The organism is Amycolatopsis pretoriensis (assembly GCF_900107925.1).
GTDB lineage: Bacteria > Actinomycetota > Actinomycetes > Mycobacteriales > Pseudonocardiaceae > Amycolatopsis > Amycolatopsis pretoriensis.
In genome coordinates this window covers 1,415,380-1,430,721 of record NZ_FNUJ01000001.1, presented here as the reverse complement: position 1 = coordinate 1,430,721, position 15,342 = coordinate 1,415,380, and the positions used below count along the sequence as shown (strand labels likewise).

The following is a 15,342-nucleotide window of genomic DNA, read 5'->3' as shown; positions in this document are numbered from 1 at the left end:
CTCCCCGCCACCACCCTCAAAGGAGGCGCTTCGCGCCGCTGTATCTTCCCAGCATGGACGACCCGCACTACCTCTCCGGCCTCCAGCTCACCGGCCGCCGCGTTGTGATGTTCGGCGGCGGCTCGGTGGCCCAGCGGCGGCTGCCCCGGCTGATCAGCGCGGGCGCGCGCATCGAACTGGTGTCGCCGCACACCACGCCGTCGGTGCAGGGGATGGTGGACGCGGGCGAGCTGGTCTGGCACGAGCGCGGCTACACCGCCGGGGACCTTCGCGACGCTTGGTACGCGCTGGCCTGCACGAACGACCCTTCCGTGAACGAAGCGATCTGCGCCGAGGCCGAGCGCGAGCGCGTGTTCTGCGTCCGCGCCGACGAGGGGGAGTCCGGTTCCGCGGTGACCCCGGCGTCCGGCCGGCACGGCGGCCTGCTGTTCGGCGTCCTGTCCGGCGGCGAGCCGCTGCGCTCAGCGGCGGTCCGCGACTCGATGCTCGACGGCCTGCACAACGGCACGATCGAAGACGGCCGCCAACCGCACCCCGAGGGCACCCTGCCCGGGGTGGCCCTGGTCGGCGGCGGCCCGGGCGACCCGGAGCTGATCACGGTCCGCGGCCGGCGGCTGCTCTCGCGCGCGGACGTCGTCGTGGTCGACCGGCTGGGGCCGCGCGAGCTGCTCGACGAGCTCGCGCCCGAGGTCGAGGTCGTGGACGCGGCGAAGATCCCCTACGGCCGCGCGGCCAGCCAGGACGTCATCAACCAGACGCTGATCGAGAAGGCCAAGGAAGGCAAGTTCGTGGTCCGCCTCAAGGGCGGCGACCCGTACGTGTTCGGCCGCGGCTTCGAAGAGGTGCTGGCGTGCGCCGAGGCGGGCGTCCCGGTGACGATGGTCCCGGGCATCACGAGCGCGTTCGCGGTCCCGGCGGTGGCGGACGTCCCGGTGACGCACCGCGGCGTCGCGCACGAGGTGGTGGTGGTTTCGGGCCACGTCGCCCCGGGTGACGACCGGTCGCTGGTGGACTGGGAGCTGCTGGCCCGCATGCGCGGCACGATCGTGCTGATGATGGGCGTGGAGCGGCTGCCGCAGTTCGCGAAGGCCCTCCTGGACGGCGGCCGCCCCTCGGACACCCCGGTGGCGATCATCGAGGACGGCACGATGCGGACCCAGCGGGCGCTGCGGTCCACATTGGACACGGTGGTCACCGACGCGGCGGCCTCGGGCGTCCGCCCCCCGGCGATCATCGTGATCGGCCCCGTGGCGGGGCTGGCCCCGGTTCAGGCCTCGTAGGCGGCGGCGAGCTCCTCCGGGTGCTTGCCGAAGCTGTTCGACGTGCGGCTCAGAGCCGGTGTTTCCGGAGGAGCCACGGTACCGGTCACCCACACCAGCGGCACGGGCTCAGTCCTCGTAGCAGCTCGCCGCGAAGTCCCGGATCGCGTCGGACAGCCGGGTCGGGTCGAGCCTCAGCTCCACCGGGCTGCGCGCCTGGACGAACTCCGCCTCCGGCATGTCCACGGCGAGGGTGTCCGCGTCGCCGAACGGGTGGATCGGGTCGCCCTGGTGGCCGATCACCAGTGCCCGCGTGGCGATCTTGCGCCGCACCGACTTCGGGGGCGCGATCCGGCCGAACAGCACCCCGTGCAGCAACGCGGCCATCGGCGCGGGACGCTGCGAGAGCGTGTCGGTCACGACGTCGACCCACTGGTTGCCGTGGGGCACCAGGGACGCCGCCAGCGCCACCGCCTGGACCGCCACCGGCAGGAACCGGGCCGCCATCAGCAGCGGCGCGAACGTGATGAGCCCCGCCACGATCGCGTTGTCCAGCACCGGCATCTCGACGATCAGCCCGCGCACCCGCGAAGGCGACGAAACCGCCACCTCCAGTGAGACGTTCGCACCCAGCGACGTCCCGCCGACGACCGCCGAGGAGACCTCGAGGTGGTCCAGCAGCGCCAGCGTCTGCTCCGCGAACGACGGCATCGAGTAGAGCCACGACTCGGTGGGCCGGTCGCTGTCGCCGTGGCCGAGCAGGTCGAGCGTGACCACCCGGAACCCGGCCCGGGCCAGCCGGCGCGCGAGGGGCGCGTGCATCCGGCGGGTCAGCATGATGCCGTGGGTCAGCACGACGACGCGGTCGCCGCTGCCGAACTCCGTGTACCAGAGCCGGTGCCCCTCGTGCTCGAACGAGCCGGTCAGCTCGATCGGCCGGGACGCGCGCCGCGCCGGGGCGGCGGGGGGATCGGGCTCGATCGCGGTCGCGCTGCTGGCCGGGCTCATGTCCCACCGTCCTCCCCGTGTCGTGGTGACCTCTGTTCAGGAAAGCATCCCGGGACCGGGTCGGCACAGTGACGCGCGGGTCAATTGACACGGTGCCAATGGCGGGTCGTCCCGGGCATGGGTCAAGATGACCCCATGACCGCTACTGCTGACAGTCTGCCCGATCTCGTCTCCCTGAAGGTCGACGTCGACGGCCCCGTGGCCGAAGTGACGCTGCTCGGCCCGTCGAAGGGCAACGCGATGGGCCCGGACTTCTGGCGCGAGCTGCCCCTGGTGTTCCGCGCGCTGGACGCCGACCCGCAGGTCAGGGCGGTCGTGCTGACCGGCAGTGGCAAGCACTTCTCCTACGGCCTCGACCTGCCCGCGATGATGGGCGACTGGGCGCCGATGCTCGGCGGCGAGAACCTGGCCGGCCCGCGCACGGCGTTCCTCGACCAGGTCCGGTCGCTGCAGGCGGCCGTCAGCTCGATCGCGGAATGCCGCAAACCGGTCGTAGCGGCCGTTTCGGGCTGGTGCATCGGCGGCGGCGTCGACGTCGTCGCGGCCGCCGACATCCGCCTGGCCAGCGCCGACGCCAAGTTCAGCGTCCGCGAGGTGCGCGTGGCGATCGTCGCGGACCTGGGCAGCCTCCAGCGGCTCGCCTCGATCGTCGGCGAGGGGCACCTGCGGGAGCTCGCCCTGACCGGCAAGGACATCGACGCCGCGCGCGCCGAGAAGATCGGGCTCGTCAACGACGTCCACCCCGACCAGGACGCACTGCTGAAGGCCGCGCGGGAACTCGCCGGGGAGATCGCTGCGAACCCGCCGCTCGTGGTGCAGGGTACGAAGCAGGTACTGGCGACGAACACCGAGCGCCAGGTCGCCGACGGCCTCCGGTACGTCGCGGCGTGGAACTCGGCGTTCCTGCCCAGCAAGGACCTCGGCGAAGCGGTCCAGGCGTTCCTGGAGCGCCGCGCGCCGGAGTTCAAGGGCGAGTAAGACCCCGTCGGCCTGTAAAGGAAGGAGTGGAAGCGTGACCGCTTCGGAGGTCCACCACGCGTTCCGCGTCGCGCGGGACTACCTGCAGACCCACCGCGAGGACTACGAGACGGCCTACCGGGACTTCGCCTGGCCGGCGCTCGACGAGTTCAACTGGGCGATCGACTGGTTCGACGTCGTCGCGCACGACCCGGACAACGCCGAGCGGTACGCGCTGTGGATCGTCGAAGAGGACGGCACCGAGAACCGCTGGACCTACCCGGAGATGTCCGGCCGGTCCAACCAGGTCGCGAACTGGCTGCGCTCGCTCGGCGTCCGCCGCGGCGACCGGCTGATCCTCATGCTGGGCAACCAGGGCGAGCTCTGGGAGACGATCCTCGCGGCGATCAAGCTCGGCGCCGTGATCATCCCGGCGTCGACGCTGCTCGGCCCGGCCGACCTGACCGACCGCGTGGAGCGCGGCGCGGCCAAGCACGTCGTGGTCCGCTCGGTGGACGCGCCGAAGTTCGACGGCGTCGAAGGCGACTACACGCGGATCGCCGTGGGGGAGCCGGTCGAAGGCTGGCAGCAGTACTCGGCGGCGTTCGCGGAGTCCCCGGAGTTCGCCCCGGACGCACCCACGAAGGCCGGCGACCCGCTGCTGCTGTACTTCACCTCCGGCACGACGGCGAAGCCGAAGCTGGTGCAGCACACGCACGTCTCCTACCCGGTCGGCCACCTGTCCACGATGTACTGGATCGGGCTGGAGCCCGGGGACGTGCACCTGAACATCTCCTCGCCCGGCTGGGCGAAGCACGCGTGGAGCAACTTCTTCGCGCCCTTCAACGCCGAGGCGACGGTCTTCCTCTACAACTACAACCGGTTCGACGCGGGCGCGCTGATGGCCCAGATGGACCGTTGCGGGGTCACGAGCTTCTGCGCGCCGCCGACGGTGTGGCGGATGCTCATCCAGGCCGACCTGACGGCGTTGAAGACCCCGCCGAAGAAGGTCGTCGGCGCGGGCGAGCCGCTGAACCCCGAGGTCATCGAGCAGGTCCAGAAGTCGTGGGGCGTCACCATCCGCGACGGCTTCGGCCAGACCGAGAGCAGCGTCCAGATCGCGAACACGCCGGGCCAGGACGTCGTGCCCGGCTCGATGGGCCGCCCGCTGCCCGGGTTCGTGGTGGCGCTGGTCGACCCGGTCAGCGGCGAGCGCGCGTCCGAAGGTGAGATCTGCCTCGACCTGCGGCACCGCCCGGTCGGCCTGATGACCGGGTACACCGGCGACGACGAGCGCACGTCGGCGGCCTTCGCGAACGGCTACTACCACACCGGTGACGTCGGTTCGATCGACGAGCGCGGCTACATCACCTACGTCGGGCGCACGGACGACGTGTTCAAGGCGTCGGACTACCGGATCTCGCCGTTCGAGCTGGAGAGCGTGCTGATCGAGCACGAGGCCGTGGCGGAGGCCGCGGTCGTCCCCGCGCCGGACCCGATCCGGCTCGCGGTGCCCAAGGCGTACGTCGTACTGGCCTCGGGCCACGAGCCGACCGCGGAGACGGCGAAGGCGATCCTCGCGTACTGCCGCGAGCACCTCGCGCCCTACAAGCGCATCCGGCGGCTCGAGTTCGCGGAGCTGCCGAAGACGATCTCGGGCAAGATCCGCCGCGTCGAGCTGCGAGGCCGCGAGAACGACCCGAAGCGCGCGGAGGGGACCGAGTACCGCGAAGAGGACTTCCCGGACCTCAAGGGCTGACCGCTCAAGCGCCCCAATGTGGCCTTCGGTGCGTCAGACGCACCGAAGGCCACATTGGGTGCGTCAGACGCAACCAAGGCCACATTGGGGCGCCCCGGGCGAGCGGTCAGGCGCGGGTGCCCTCGACCTGGCGGCCGTCCTCGGTCGAGCACGCCGTCACCGGGTCGCCGGCGCCGCTGCCGCACGTCCACTCGCCGAGGACGACCGGGCCCGGGCCGTCGGCGTCGTTCGCGTCGGCCGGCGTCAGCTTCGCGAAGTAGTCCGTCAGGAGCTGGGTCGCCGCGGCGCAGTCGACCTTGCCGTGCGCGACGACCGCCGTCTTCGCGCCGCCCGTGCCGGTGACGTCGCCGCACGGGACGCCGGGCGCCGTCGACCCGGCCGCCGCGGCCGCCGCGGGGACGGCGGCGGGATCGCCGGAGGACGGCGCGGCGGGCGCCGGGTCACCGCCGCCGCAGCCGGCCAGGACGGCGGTCGCGGCGACGAGCAGCAGGGGGTACGCGAGAGTCTTCATGGGCCCTTCAGGAGCGGGAACGGATCGGGAGGGGTCACTCGGAGGGCACGACGGCGGCGAACACCGTCTGCTCGCCCTTCGTGCAGGTGGTGCCGCCCTGCGCGGCCGGCGGCCCGGACGTGCACAGCCAGCCGTCGACGGTCTCGTTCACCGCGTCGTTCGAGCCGGCGCCCTGGTGCCCGGCGATCTTGCGGTGGAAGTCGCCGACGAGCTTCGTCGCCGCGACGCAGGTGACGCCGGCCGAGCCGCTGTCGAACACGTAGAGTGTCAGCCCGCTGGCGGCGGTCACCGTGCCGCAGGACCCGGGCACCGACGGCGGCGCGCCGGACGGCTTCGTCGCCGGCGCGGGCGCGGACGAACCGCCGGTCGCGGGCGGCGGCGGGGGAGCGGTGGTCGAGGACGCCGGCGCGGCCGACGTCGAAGGCGGTGCGGACGACGCCGGGCCTTGCGCGGCCTGCTCGGCCGAGCAGGCGGCGAGCGCGGGTACGGCGAGGCAGGCGGCGAGCAGCGGCCGCCACGTCCTCGTGGTGGTCGGGTGGGGCAACGCGATCGTTCCTCCCCGGTCGGCTGGGCCCGGTCATTCTGGCCCATCCGGGTGGGGGCGCCGTGGAGCGGCTCGCCCACAGGTGTGCCGCAGATTACTCCAGGCGGGTGGCGGCCGGTCACGGTGGGCGCACCTAAACCGTCCACAATGGACGATTAACATTCCGTTCACGCTCCGAAACCTCACGCTGCCATCAAGAATCGATCGGTCTAATTCCGGCCGCGCCGGTTAACACTCCGGCCCCGAGTGCCGAAGATCTTGGTGGAGGCCGAAGAGCTTCCCGTCCCCGACACCCGTCCCGAGCCCGTGAGAGCGATGAACGCCGAAGTTGCGACCAGCCCCGAACCCGGCACCGACGAGACCACCGGCCCGGCCGGCCCGCCGACCGTCCCCAGCAGCGTCGTGTGGTGCTGCGGCCGCCCGTACGTCCTGGAGGCGCGGCCCGGTCGCGCCCGCTGGATGGGCACCGACTACCGCGGCCGTCCCGAGGCGCTGAGCAGCGCCGAACTGCAGCGGCGCGGCTGGAGCCGGCGCCGCGCGTGCTGACTACGCTGGGCGGGTGAGCACAGCCGCACCCGAACCAGCCGCTCAGGCGAGCGCCGCCGAGCCGTCCCTGCTGAAGCAGGCCTTCAACGTCCCCAACATGCTGTCGCTGCTGCGGCTCGCCGGCGTCCCGGTGTTCCTGTGGCTGCTGCTGGGACCGGAAGAGGACGGCTGGGCGCTCGCGCTGCTGGTGTTCAGCGCGCTGACCGACTGGCTCGACGGCAAGCTGGCCCGCTGGCTCAACCAGATGTCCCGACTCGGCCAGCTGCTCGACCCGGCGGCCGACCGGCTCTACATCCTCGCGACGCTCATCGCGTTCCTGGTCCGCGGCATCATCCCGTGGTGGGTCGTGGTGCCGCTGGTGCTGCGCGAAGCGGTGCTGGGGGTGTGCGTGGTGGTCCTGCGCCGCCGCGGTTTCGCCCCGCCCGAGGTGACCTACATCGGCAAGGGCGCGACGTTCGTGCTGATGTACGCGTTCCCGTTCCTGCTGCTCGCCCAGGGTGGCTCGGACGTCGCGGCGGTGGCCCGGCCGATCGGCTACGCGTTCACGATCTGGGGCGCGGTCCTGTACGTCTGGTCCGGCGTGCTCTACGTCGTCCAGGCGCGCAACGCCCTGCGCGGTGACGCTTCGCCCGAGAGCGAGCCGGCGGCGCCCGGCGCCGCCGGCGACTGAGCGCGACTTTTTCCCGGCCCGTGCCGGGCGGCTGCGCCGTGTGGGTGTAAGACTTCGCGCAGCACGTTTCGCCAGTGAGGGCACGAAAGGGGACCGCTGGTGTCCGCTCCAGAAGAGCTTCGCTACACCGAGGAACACGAGTGGGTCGCCACCCGCGGCGAGGACACCCTCGTCCGCATCGGCATCACCGAGTACGCCCAGGACCAGCTCGGCGACGTCGTCTTCGTCGACCTGCCCGAGGTCGGCCGCCAGGTCAGCGCGGGCGACGTCTTCGGCGAGGTCGAGTCGACCAAGAGCGTCTCCGAGCTGTTCGCGCCGGTCGACGGGGAGGTCGTGGCGGTGAACGACGCCGTCGCCGACTCGCCCGAGCTGATCAACAGCGACCCCTACGGCGAGGGCTGGCTGATCGAGATCCGGCTCGACGACCCGGCGGGCCTGGAAGCCCTGCTCGAAGCCGAGGCGTACGACGCCCTGACCAAGGGCTGAAGCCCGCTCCGCCGGTTCGGGGAGCCGGGGCTCGGAGAATCGATCAGGCACGGTACGTTGGCAGCTACACGTTCTTGAGTACTAGGCATCACAGCATGTGTGGAGGAGAGCTCAGGTGAGCACGAACGACGGGCCCGGCGGCGTTCCCCCGGAGCAGTCTCCGGAGCGGACCTCTGTCTTCCGGGCCGACTTCCTGGCCGAAGCCGAAGGCCACGAGCCCGCCCCGGCCGCGGAGGCCCCGGTCCAGGGCGTCGACGCCCTGCCGCCGGGTTCCGCGCTGCTGGTCGTGAAGCGCGGTCCCAACGCGGGTTCGCGGTTCCTGCTCGACCGCGACACCACCAGCGCCGGGCGGCACCCGGACAGCGACATCTTCCTGGACGACGTCACGGTCTCCCGGCGGCACGCGGAGTTCCGGCGCGAGGGCGGCGAGTTCGTCGTCATCGACGTCGGCAGCCTCAACGGCACCTACGTCAACCGGGAGCCGGTCGACCAGGCCGTCCTCGCGGGTGGCGACGAGGTGCAGATCGGCAAGTTCCGCCTGGTCTTCCTGACCGGCCCGGGTCACGGGGGCCAGGGGGCGCAGTGACGGCGGCCGGGCGGCCACAGAACCACGGACTGAGCATCGGGGCGGTACTCGCGCAGCTGCGCGGGGACTTCCCCGATGTCACCATCTCCAAGATCCGGTTCCTGGAAGCGGAAGGCCTGGTCACGCCGGGCCGGACGCCTTCGGGCTACCGGCAGTTCGCCGCGGCGGACGTGGAGCGCCTGCGGTTCGTCCTGGCCGCCCAGCGGGACCACTACCTCCCGTTGAAGGTCATCAAGGAGCAGCTGGACGCGGTGGATTCGGGAGCCGAACCCACCGCGGCCCTGCCCCGCCCGCCGCGCCGGCTGGTGCCGATCGACGCCCCGGCGGAGAACGTCGGCCTGCCGGTGGCGGACGACTTCGCCGTGGGCAAGGAGCTGCGCCTGACCCAGGAGGAGCTCCTGGAGCAGGCCGGCATCGACGCCGCCGCGCTGGCCGAGCTGCAGCAGTACGGCCTGGTCCGGTCCGGTCCCGCGGGGTTCTTCGACCCGGACGCGGTGCTGGTCGCGCGGACGGTGAAGGCGATGACCGAATTCGGTATCGAGCCGAGACACCTGCGTGCCTTCCGGGCCGCGGCCGACCGCGAGGTCGGGTTGCTGGAGCAGATCGTGACACCGGTGTATCGGCACCGTGACCCGGAAGCGAAGTCGAGGGCGGACGAAGTGGTCCGGGAGGTCGCGGCACTGTCCGTGACGCTCCACACCCTCCTCGTGAAGGCGGGAATCCGCGGCGTCACGGGGTGTTGAACCGCAACGGGGCAGTGAGATCCTCTTTGCGGTCCCATGTCAATGACTGAATGTTCCGTGCTGCATGCCGTACCGTGAAGGCAAGGGTTTGCGGCAGGCGAACCGAGATAGTCTCGACAGCGAGCACAGCGCGGGGATGACGGGTAGCGTCGGCAGTGTGGCGGCGCCGAAATCGTTCCAGCACCTGCGCCCGCGTGCACGAGAGGGAGGCGAAGCCCGATGAGCGAGATGCGCGTCGTCGGTGTGCGGGTCGAGCTGCCCGCGAATCAGCCGATCTTGCTGCTGCGGGAGACCGAGGGTGAACGGTACCTGCCGATCTGGATCGGCTCGGTCGAAGCCACCGCCATCGCCTTGGAGCAACAGGGAGTCCGGCCCGCCCGTCCGCTGACCCACGACCTGCTCAAAGAGGTCATTGGGGCACTCGGCCGGGAGCTCGAGCAGGTCGTCATCACCGACCTCAAGGAAGGCACGTTCTTCGCGGAACTGGTCTTCGACGGCGACATCCGGGTGTCCGCCCGGCCGAGCGACTCGGTCGCGCTGGCCCTGCGGATCGGTGTCCCCATCCACGCCGTGGACGCGGTGCTGGAGGAGGCGGGCCTGATCATCCCGGACGAGCAGGAGGACGAGGTCGAGAAGTTCCGCGAGTTCCTCGACTCCGTGTCGCCCGAAGACTTCCGCGGAGCCGACACGTAAGAACTTGCCTTGACGCGGACGTCAACGTCTAGCGTCGGGGTATGCGGATCGGAGAGCTTGCGCAGCGCACGGGTGTCACCACCCGTGCGCTGCGGTTTTATGAGGCCCAGGGCCTGATCGCGGCCCGCCGTTCGGCGAACGGCTACCGCGACTACGACGAGGACGACCTGCAGCTGGTCCGGGAGATCCAGACCCTGCAGACGGTCGGCCTGACCCTCGACGAGACCCGCCCGTTCGTCGAGTGCCTCCGCAGCGGCCACGAGACCGGCGACTCCTGCGCGAACTCCCTCGAGGTCTACCGCCGCAAGCTCGAAGAAGCGGACGCGCTGCTGGCGCGCCTCGGCGGCATCCGCGAGGAACTGGCCGCGAAGCTCGCCGGCGCACTGGCCCGGCAGGCACCCGATCCCTGTGTCGTCCCCGACGCGCCGCGTCCGTGAAGGAGCCCATCATGTCCGAAGTCCGTGAAATCACCGATGCCACGTTCGCGGAGGTCGTCGGGAGCGACGTCCCCGTGCTGGTCGAGTTCTGGGCCACCTGGTGCGGCCCGTGCCGGATGGTCGGCCCGGTGCTGGAGCAGCTGGCCGCCGAGCGGGCCGGGAAGCTCGCCGTCCGCAAGGTCAACGCCGACGAGAACCCGGAGACCACCCGCTCCTACCAGGTCATGTCGCTGCCGACGATGATCCTCTTCCGCGGTGGCGAGCCGGTCGAGACGATCGTCGGCGCGTTCCCGAAGGCCCGCATCGAAGAGCGTCTCGACCGGGCGCTCACGGCGCCGTCGCTTTGACGAACGCGTCCGCCACCTCGCGTCCGTAGTTCTCCAGGGCGAGCGACGGGTCGGCCGCGTACGCCGCGGCCACCCCGTCGATCGCCTGCGCGATGGACATCGCCATCACCTCCGGCGTGAACCCGCCGAACGCCCCTTCGGCCTGCCCCTGCTTGAGCTGACGCGCGAGGCCGTGCACGCGCATGTCGTCGACCAGCACCTTCGTCATCACCCAGCCGTCTTCGTCGTCGGCGTTGGCCGACAGCTCGGTCAGCACGCGGACGCACTCGGGGTACGCGCGCAGGAAGGCGATCGACGTCTCGATGTGGGCCCGCAGGTAGCCGGCCCGGTCGGCCGGGTCGAGCCCGCCGCCGGTGCGCTCCTTCAGGAACTCGCCCTTCGTCTCGACCACCGTGCTCAGCACGGCCTGCATCAGGCCGGCCTTGTTCGTGAAGTGGTACGAGATCAGCCGGGTGCTGCTGAGCCCGGCCCGCTCCTTGATCTTGGCGAACGTCGTCTTGCGGTATCCCAGGTCGGCGAGGACGCCGATGGTCGCCCCGATGATCTGCGCGCGGCGGGCCGCCTCGGCGGCGCTGAGCCCCATCTCGGCCATGAGGTCGGTGTTTACTCGCATGAGTAAAAAGTTACTCGGCTGAGTAAAATCGCGCAAGAGGTTTGAACCACCGTCTCGGGGGTACGGCGAACGGTGCAAAGGCTCAGCCGACCGTTGAGGCTTGCCGCGCGTCGCGTTGACCGGCACTGTCCGGGCGCTTACCGTCGAAGGAGGTAAATCGCCACGGTGTGATTCACGGTCTGGGGCCGGACCGTGGCGGTTGATCTCCGGTGGGTCCCGCTCCTGGGACTCCGCCGGCTGTCATTCGCCGGCCGCCAGGTCGGGCGAGGGGAGGCTTGCGTGGTCGAGGCTGGTTCCGAGAAGCAGCCTGTTGAGGTCGCGAGTGGCGAGCAGGGTGAGCTGTTCCCCGACAACTCGCTGCCGGACGAGCTGGTGGGCTACCGCGGCCCGGCCGCGTGCCAGATCGCCGGGATCACCTACCGCCAGCTCGACTACTGGGCCCGGACGAAGCTGGTCGCACCCAGCATCCGCACCGCCCACGGCTCCGGCTCGCAGCGGCTGTACTCGTTCAAGGACATCCTGGTCCTCAAGGTCGTCAAGCGGCTGCTGGACACCGGGGTCTCGCTGCAGAACATCCGCGTCGCCGTCGACCACCTGCGCGTCCGCGGGGTCCGCGACCTCGCGCGCGTGACGCTGTTCTCCGACGGCACCACCGTCTACGAGTGCACCTCGCCGGAGGAGATCGTCGATCTGCTCCAGGGCGGCCAAGGCGTCTTCGGCATCGCGGTCAGCGGCGCCATGCAGGAAATCAGCGGCACGATCCACGAGTTCCCGGCCGAACGCGCCGACGGCGGCGTCGTCGAGACCCACCAGCCGGACGAGCTGACCCAGCGCCGCAACGCCCGCCGGACCGGGTGATCACCGCCGCGGGGACGCGAGTAAGGTTCTGCGTGCGGTCGACGAATCCGCGCGGGAGAGTCCGAGCCACACCTTGAGCTCGGCGCCGAAGGAGCAAGTCCTCCCCGGAACCTCTCAGGCACCCTGGACCGCGCGGACGAGACGCCTCTGGAAAGCGGGTCGTCAGGACACAACCTGATGGCCCCGCCGACGGTGCAAGCCCGGCTCAACCTCGGGCGAAACTCTCAGGCGCCCAGAAATGGGTACGGACAGAGTGGGGAGGCCGAGACATCGTTGTCTCGGTCCGGCTTCACGTCCCCAGGAGGCTGTTGTGGAACCGTCACTCGCCTCCCTGGAACAGGGACTTCCCTTCGCGGCTCGGCACATCGGCCCCGGCCCCGAAGAACTCCGGCGGATCCTCGACGTCGTCGGCGTCGCTTCTCTCGACGAGCTCTCCGAACGTGCCGTTCCCGAGTCGCTCCGTCTGTCCGCGCAGCCGCTCGAACTGCCTCCCGCCGCCACCGAAGCCCAGGCACTCGCCGAACTCCGCGCGCTCGCCGGCCGGAACCGGCCCATGGCGCAGATGATCGGGCTCGGCTACCACGACACCGTCACCCCGCCCGTCATCCGGCGCAACGTGCTCGAGAACCCGGCCTGGTACACCGCCTACACGCCCTACCAGCCGGAAATCTCCCAAGGCCGGCTCGAAGCGCTGCTCAACTTCCAGACCGTGGTCGCCGACCTGACCGGCCTGCCCGTCGCCAACGCCTCGATGCTCGACGAAGCCACCGCGGCCGCCGAAGCCATGACGCTGGTGCGCCGCGCGGGCAAGTCGTCGTCGAACCGGTTCGTCGTCGACGAGGACACCCTCCCGCAGACCCTCGCCGTGCTCCGCACCCGCGCCGAGCCGCTCGGCATCGACCTGGTCGTCGAAGACCTGTCCCAGGGGCTGACCGGGCTCGGGCTCGGTGGCGACTTCTTCGGCATCCTGCTGGCCTACCCGGGTGCCTCCGGCGCCGTGCGCGAGCTGGATCTGACCATCGCCGACGCCAAGAAGCACGGCGCCGCGGTGATCGTCGCCGCCGACCCGCTCGCCCTGACCCTGCTGCGGCCGCCCGGCGAGCTCGGCGCCGACGTCGCCGTCGGGTCGACGCAGCGGTTCGGCGTCCCGCTCGGCTTCGGCGGCCCGCACGCCGCCTACCTCGCCGTCCGGAAGGGCCTCGAACGGCAGCTGCCAGGCCGGCTGGTCGGCGTTTCGACCGACGCCGACGGCGCGCCCGCGTACCGGCTCGCCCTGCAGACGCGGGAACAGCACATCCGCCGAGAGAAGGCGACGTCGAACATCTGCACCGCCCAGGTGCTGCTGGCCGTCATGGCGTCGATGTACGCCGTGTACCACGGCCCCGAGGGGCTGCGCGGCATCGCGTTGCGCGCCCACCGGATGGCCACCGTGCTCGCCGCCGGCCTCTGCGAAGGCGGCGTCGACGTCGTGCACGGCGAGTTCTTCGACACGATCACCGCCGCGGTCCCGGGCCGGGCCGACGCGGTCGTCGCGGCGGCCCGCGACCTCGGCGTCAACCTCCGGCGCGTCGACGACGACCGCGTCGGCGTCGCCTGCGACGAGACGACGACCCGCGAGCGGCTTTCCCTCGTGTGGAAGGCGTTCGGCGTTTCGGTGTCCGATGTGGACGGCCTCGACGCAGACACCGCGGACGCGCTCCCGGCGCCGCTGCGGCGCACCAGCGACTTCCTGACGCACCCGGTGTTCCACGCGCACCGCTCGGAGACCGCGCTGCTGCGCTACCTGCGGCGGCTGGCCGACTCCGACGTCGCCCTCGACCGCAGCATGATCCCGCTCGGCTCGTGCACCATGAAGCTCAACGCCACCGCCGAGATGGAACCGATCACCTGGCCGGAGTTCGCCGGGCTGCACCCGTTCGCGCCCGCCGAGGACGCTGCCGGGCTCCTGGAGGTGGTCGCCGACCTGAGCGCGTGGCTCGCCCGGATCACCGGCTACGACACGGTTTCCCTGCAACCCAACGCGGGCAGCCAGGGCGAGTTCGCCGGGCTGCTGGCCATCCGCGCCTACCACCGTTCGCGCGGTGCGGGCGAGCGGGACGTCTGCCTGATCCCGGCCAGCGCGCACGGCACCAACGCGGCGAGCGCCGTCATGGCCGGCATGCGCGTGGTCGTCGTCCGCTGCGACGACGACGGCAACATCGACCTCGGCCACCTGCGGTCCACTGTGGACGAGCACCGCGCCGACCTGGCCGCGATCATGATCACCTACCCGTCGACGCACGGGGTCTACGAGGACACCGTCGGCGAGGTCTGCGCGCTGGTGCACGACGCCGGCGGCCAGGTGTACGTCGACGGCGCCAACCTCAACGCGCTCATCGGCGTGGCCCAGTACGGCCGCTTCGGCGCGGACGTCTCGCACCTGAACCTGCACAAGACGTTCTGCATCCCGCACGGCGGCGGCGGACCCGGCGTCGGGCCGATCGGCGTCCGGGCGCACCTGGCGCCGTTCCTGCCGAACCACCCGCTGCAGCCGGCGGCCGGTCCGGCGACCGGGGTCGGGCCGGTGAGCGCGGCGCCGTGGGGGAGCGCGTCGATCTTGCCGATCTCGTGGGCGTACGTCCGGATGATGGGCGCGGAGGGCCTGCGCCGGGCGACGCTCGTGGCGGTCGGATGCGCCAACTACGTCGCTCGCCGGCTCGGCGAACACTTCCCGGTGCTGTACGCGAGCCACGGCGGGCTCGTGGCCCACGAGTGCATCCTCGACCTGCGGCCGCTGACGAAGGCGACCGGCGTGACGGTCGACGACGTGGCCAAGCGCCTGGCGGACTACGGGTTGCACGCGCCGACGATGTCGTTCCCGGTGGCGGGCACGCTGATGGTGGAGCCCACCGAGAGCGAGGACCTGGCCGAGCTGGACCGCTTCTGCGACGCGATGATCGCGATCCGCGCGGAGATCGACCGGATCGCGGCGGGGGAGTGGGCGCTGGCGGAGTCGCCGCTGCGCCAGGCCCCGCACACGGCGCGCTGCATCGCGGGCGAGTGGGACCGGCCGTACAGCCGCGAGACCGCGGTGTTCCCGGCCGGCCCGGCGGCGACGAAGATCTGGCCCCCGGTCCGCCGCATCGACGGCGCGGCCGGCGACCGGAACCTGGTGTGCTCCTGCCCGCCCCCGGAAGCCTTCGCCTGACCGCTTGTCCGTGAATGGCACATTGCCGGACGGGAAGGCCCTCGATGTGCCATTCACGGACGGGAAGGGACACCGACCGGGCCGGGTGCGCGGCCATACGCACTTCTGCGTACGCGCACGGCGGCCGCACAGGAACGG

17 protein-coding genes and 1 riboswitch are annotated in these 15,342 nt (G+C 71.5%); of the genes, 13 read left to right on the top strand and 4 right to left on the bottom strand.

Annotation, left to right across the window (positions count from 1 at the left end; all coding sequences use genetic code 11):
* Positions 1–53 precede the first annotated feature (53 nt).
* Positions 54–1,280 (top strand): uroporphyrinogen-III C-methyltransferase, encoded by a 1,227-nt coding sequence (gene cobA, locus BLV96_RS06720; protein WP_086678649.1) that lies wholly within the window; start codon positions 54–56, stop codon positions 1,278–1,280.
* Positions 1,281–1,388: 108 nt separating this feature from the next.
* On the opposite strand, the gene BLV96_RS06715 is transcribed toward cobA, so the two are convergent.
* On the bottom strand, positions 1,389–2,267 hold the full coding sequence (locus BLV96_RS06715; RefSeq protein ID WP_086678650.1) for an alpha/beta fold hydrolase: 879 nt from the start codon (positions 2,265–2,267) through the stop codon (positions 1,389–1,391).
* Positions 2,268–2,402: 135 nt separating this feature from the next.
* Between BLV96_RS06715 and BLV96_RS06710 the strand changes: the two genes are divergently transcribed.
* Together BLV96_RS06710 and BLV96_RS06705 are read left to right on the top strand one after the other, a co-directional pair.
* A complete protein-coding gene (locus tag BLV96_RS06710; protein ID WP_086678651.1) occupies positions 2,403–3,245 on the top strand; it encodes a crotonase/enoyl-CoA hydratase family protein in 843 nt (280 codons plus the stop codon).
* Positions 3,246–3,279: 34 nt separating this feature from the next.
* Positions 3,280–4,983 carry an AMP-binding protein gene (locus BLV96_RS06705; RefSeq protein WP_086678652.1) on the top strand — a complete coding sequence of 568 codons (1,704 nt, stop codon included), beginning with the start codon at positions 3,280–3,282 and terminating at the stop codon, positions 4,981–4,983.
* 106 nt (positions 4,984–5,089) lie between these two features.
* On the opposite strand, the gene BLV96_RS06700 is transcribed toward BLV96_RS06705, so the two are convergent.
* On the bottom strand, positions 5,090–5,494 hold the full coding sequence (locus BLV96_RS06700; protein ID WP_086679385.1) for a hypothetical protein: 405 nt from the start codon (positions 5,492–5,494) through the stop codon (positions 5,090–5,092).
* Between the two features lie 34 nt (positions 5,495–5,528).
* Positions 5,529–6,038 carry a hypothetical protein gene (locus BLV96_RS06695; RefSeq protein WP_086679384.1) on the bottom strand — a complete coding sequence of 170 codons (510 nt, stop codon included), beginning with the start codon at positions 6,036–6,038 and terminating at the stop codon, positions 5,529–5,531.
* A gap of 315 nt (positions 6,039–6,353) precedes the next feature.
* Between BLV96_RS06695 and BLV96_RS06690 the strand changes: the two genes are divergently transcribed.
* The 8 genes from BLV96_RS06690 (at position 6,354) to trxA (ending at position 10,546) form a co-directional block, all read left to right on the top strand.
* Positions 6,354–6,584, top strand: a complete 231-nt coding sequence (locus BLV96_RS06690; RefSeq protein WP_086679387.1) for a hypothetical protein — start codon at positions 6,354–6,356, stop codon at positions 6,582–6,584.
* 13 nt (positions 6,585–6,597) lie between these two features.
* Positions 6,598–7,254 carry a cardiolipin synthase ClsA gene (gene clsA / locus BLV96_RS06685; RefSeq protein ID WP_086679383.1) on the top strand — a complete coding sequence of 219 codons (657 nt, stop codon included), beginning with the start codon at positions 6,598–6,600 and terminating at the stop codon, positions 7,252–7,254.
* Between the two features lie 99 nt (positions 7,255–7,353).
* Positions 7,354–7,740, top strand: coding sequence for a glycine cleavage system protein GcvH (gene gcvH, locus BLV96_RS06680; protein ID WP_086679382.1), 387 nt, complete (start codon positions 7,354–7,356; stop codon positions 7,738–7,740).
* Positions 7,741–7,855: 115 nt separating this feature from the next.
* Positions 7,856–8,326 carry a glycogen accumulation regulator GarA gene (garA, locus tag BLV96_RS06675; RefSeq protein WP_086679381.1) on the top strand — a complete coding sequence of 157 codons (471 nt, stop codon included), beginning with the start codon at positions 7,856–7,858 and terminating at the stop codon, positions 8,324–8,326.
* The gene (gene ftsR / locus BLV96_RS06670) at positions 8,323–9,069 is read left to right on the top strand and encodes a transcriptional regulator FtsR (protein WP_208608144.1); all 747 of its coding nucleotides are present in this window, start codon (positions 8,323–8,325) and stop codon (positions 9,067–9,069) included. Before garA ends, ftsR begins: the two co-directional genes overlap by 4 nt.
* 219 nt (positions 9,070–9,288) lie before the next feature.
* Complete coding sequence (locus BLV96_RS06665) at positions 9,289–9,762, top strand: bifunctional nuclease family protein (RefSeq protein WP_009078856.1); 474 nt, start codon at positions 9,289–9,291, stop codon at positions 9,760–9,762.
* Positions 9,763–9,803: 41 nt separating this feature from the next.
* Complete coding sequence (locus BLV96_RS06660; protein ID WP_086679380.1) at positions 9,804–10,199, top strand: MerR family transcriptional regulator; 396 nt, start codon at positions 9,804–9,806, stop codon at positions 10,197–10,199.
* A gap of 11 nt (positions 10,200–10,210) precedes the next feature.
* On the top strand, positions 10,211–10,546 hold the full coding sequence (gene trxA / locus BLV96_RS06655; RefSeq protein ID WP_086679379.1) for a thioredoxin: 336 nt from the start codon (positions 10,211–10,213) through the stop codon (positions 10,544–10,546).
* Here trxA and BLV96_RS06650 read toward each other — a convergent pair.
* Complete coding sequence (locus BLV96_RS06650; RefSeq protein ID WP_086679378.1) at positions 10,527–11,159, bottom strand: TetR/AcrR family transcriptional regulator; 633 nt, start codon at positions 11,157–11,159, stop codon at positions 10,527–10,529. The two genes, trxA and BLV96_RS06650, sit on opposite strands and share 20 nt — an antisense overlap.
* Positions 11,160–11,438: 279 nt before the next feature.
* Between BLV96_RS06650 and BLV96_RS06645 the strand changes: the two genes are divergently transcribed.
* Together BLV96_RS06645 and gcvP are read left to right on the top strand one after the other, a co-directional pair.
* Positions 11,439–12,017 (top strand): MerR family transcriptional regulator, encoded by a 579-nt coding sequence (locus BLV96_RS06645; RefSeq protein ID WP_086679377.1) that lies wholly within the window; start codon positions 11,439–11,441, stop codon positions 12,015–12,017.
* Positions 12,018–12,059: 42 nt separating this feature from the next.
* A riboswitch (glycine riboswitch) is annotated at positions 12,060–12,158 on the top strand.
* A gap of 169 nt (positions 12,159–12,327) precedes the next feature.
* Positions 12,328–15,204, top strand: a complete 2,877-nt coding sequence (gene gcvP / locus BLV96_RS06640) for an aminomethyl-transferring glycine dehydrogenase (protein ID WP_091388832.1) — start codon at positions 12,328–12,330, stop codon at positions 15,202–15,204.
* Positions 15,205–15,342: the final 138 nt, after the last annotated feature.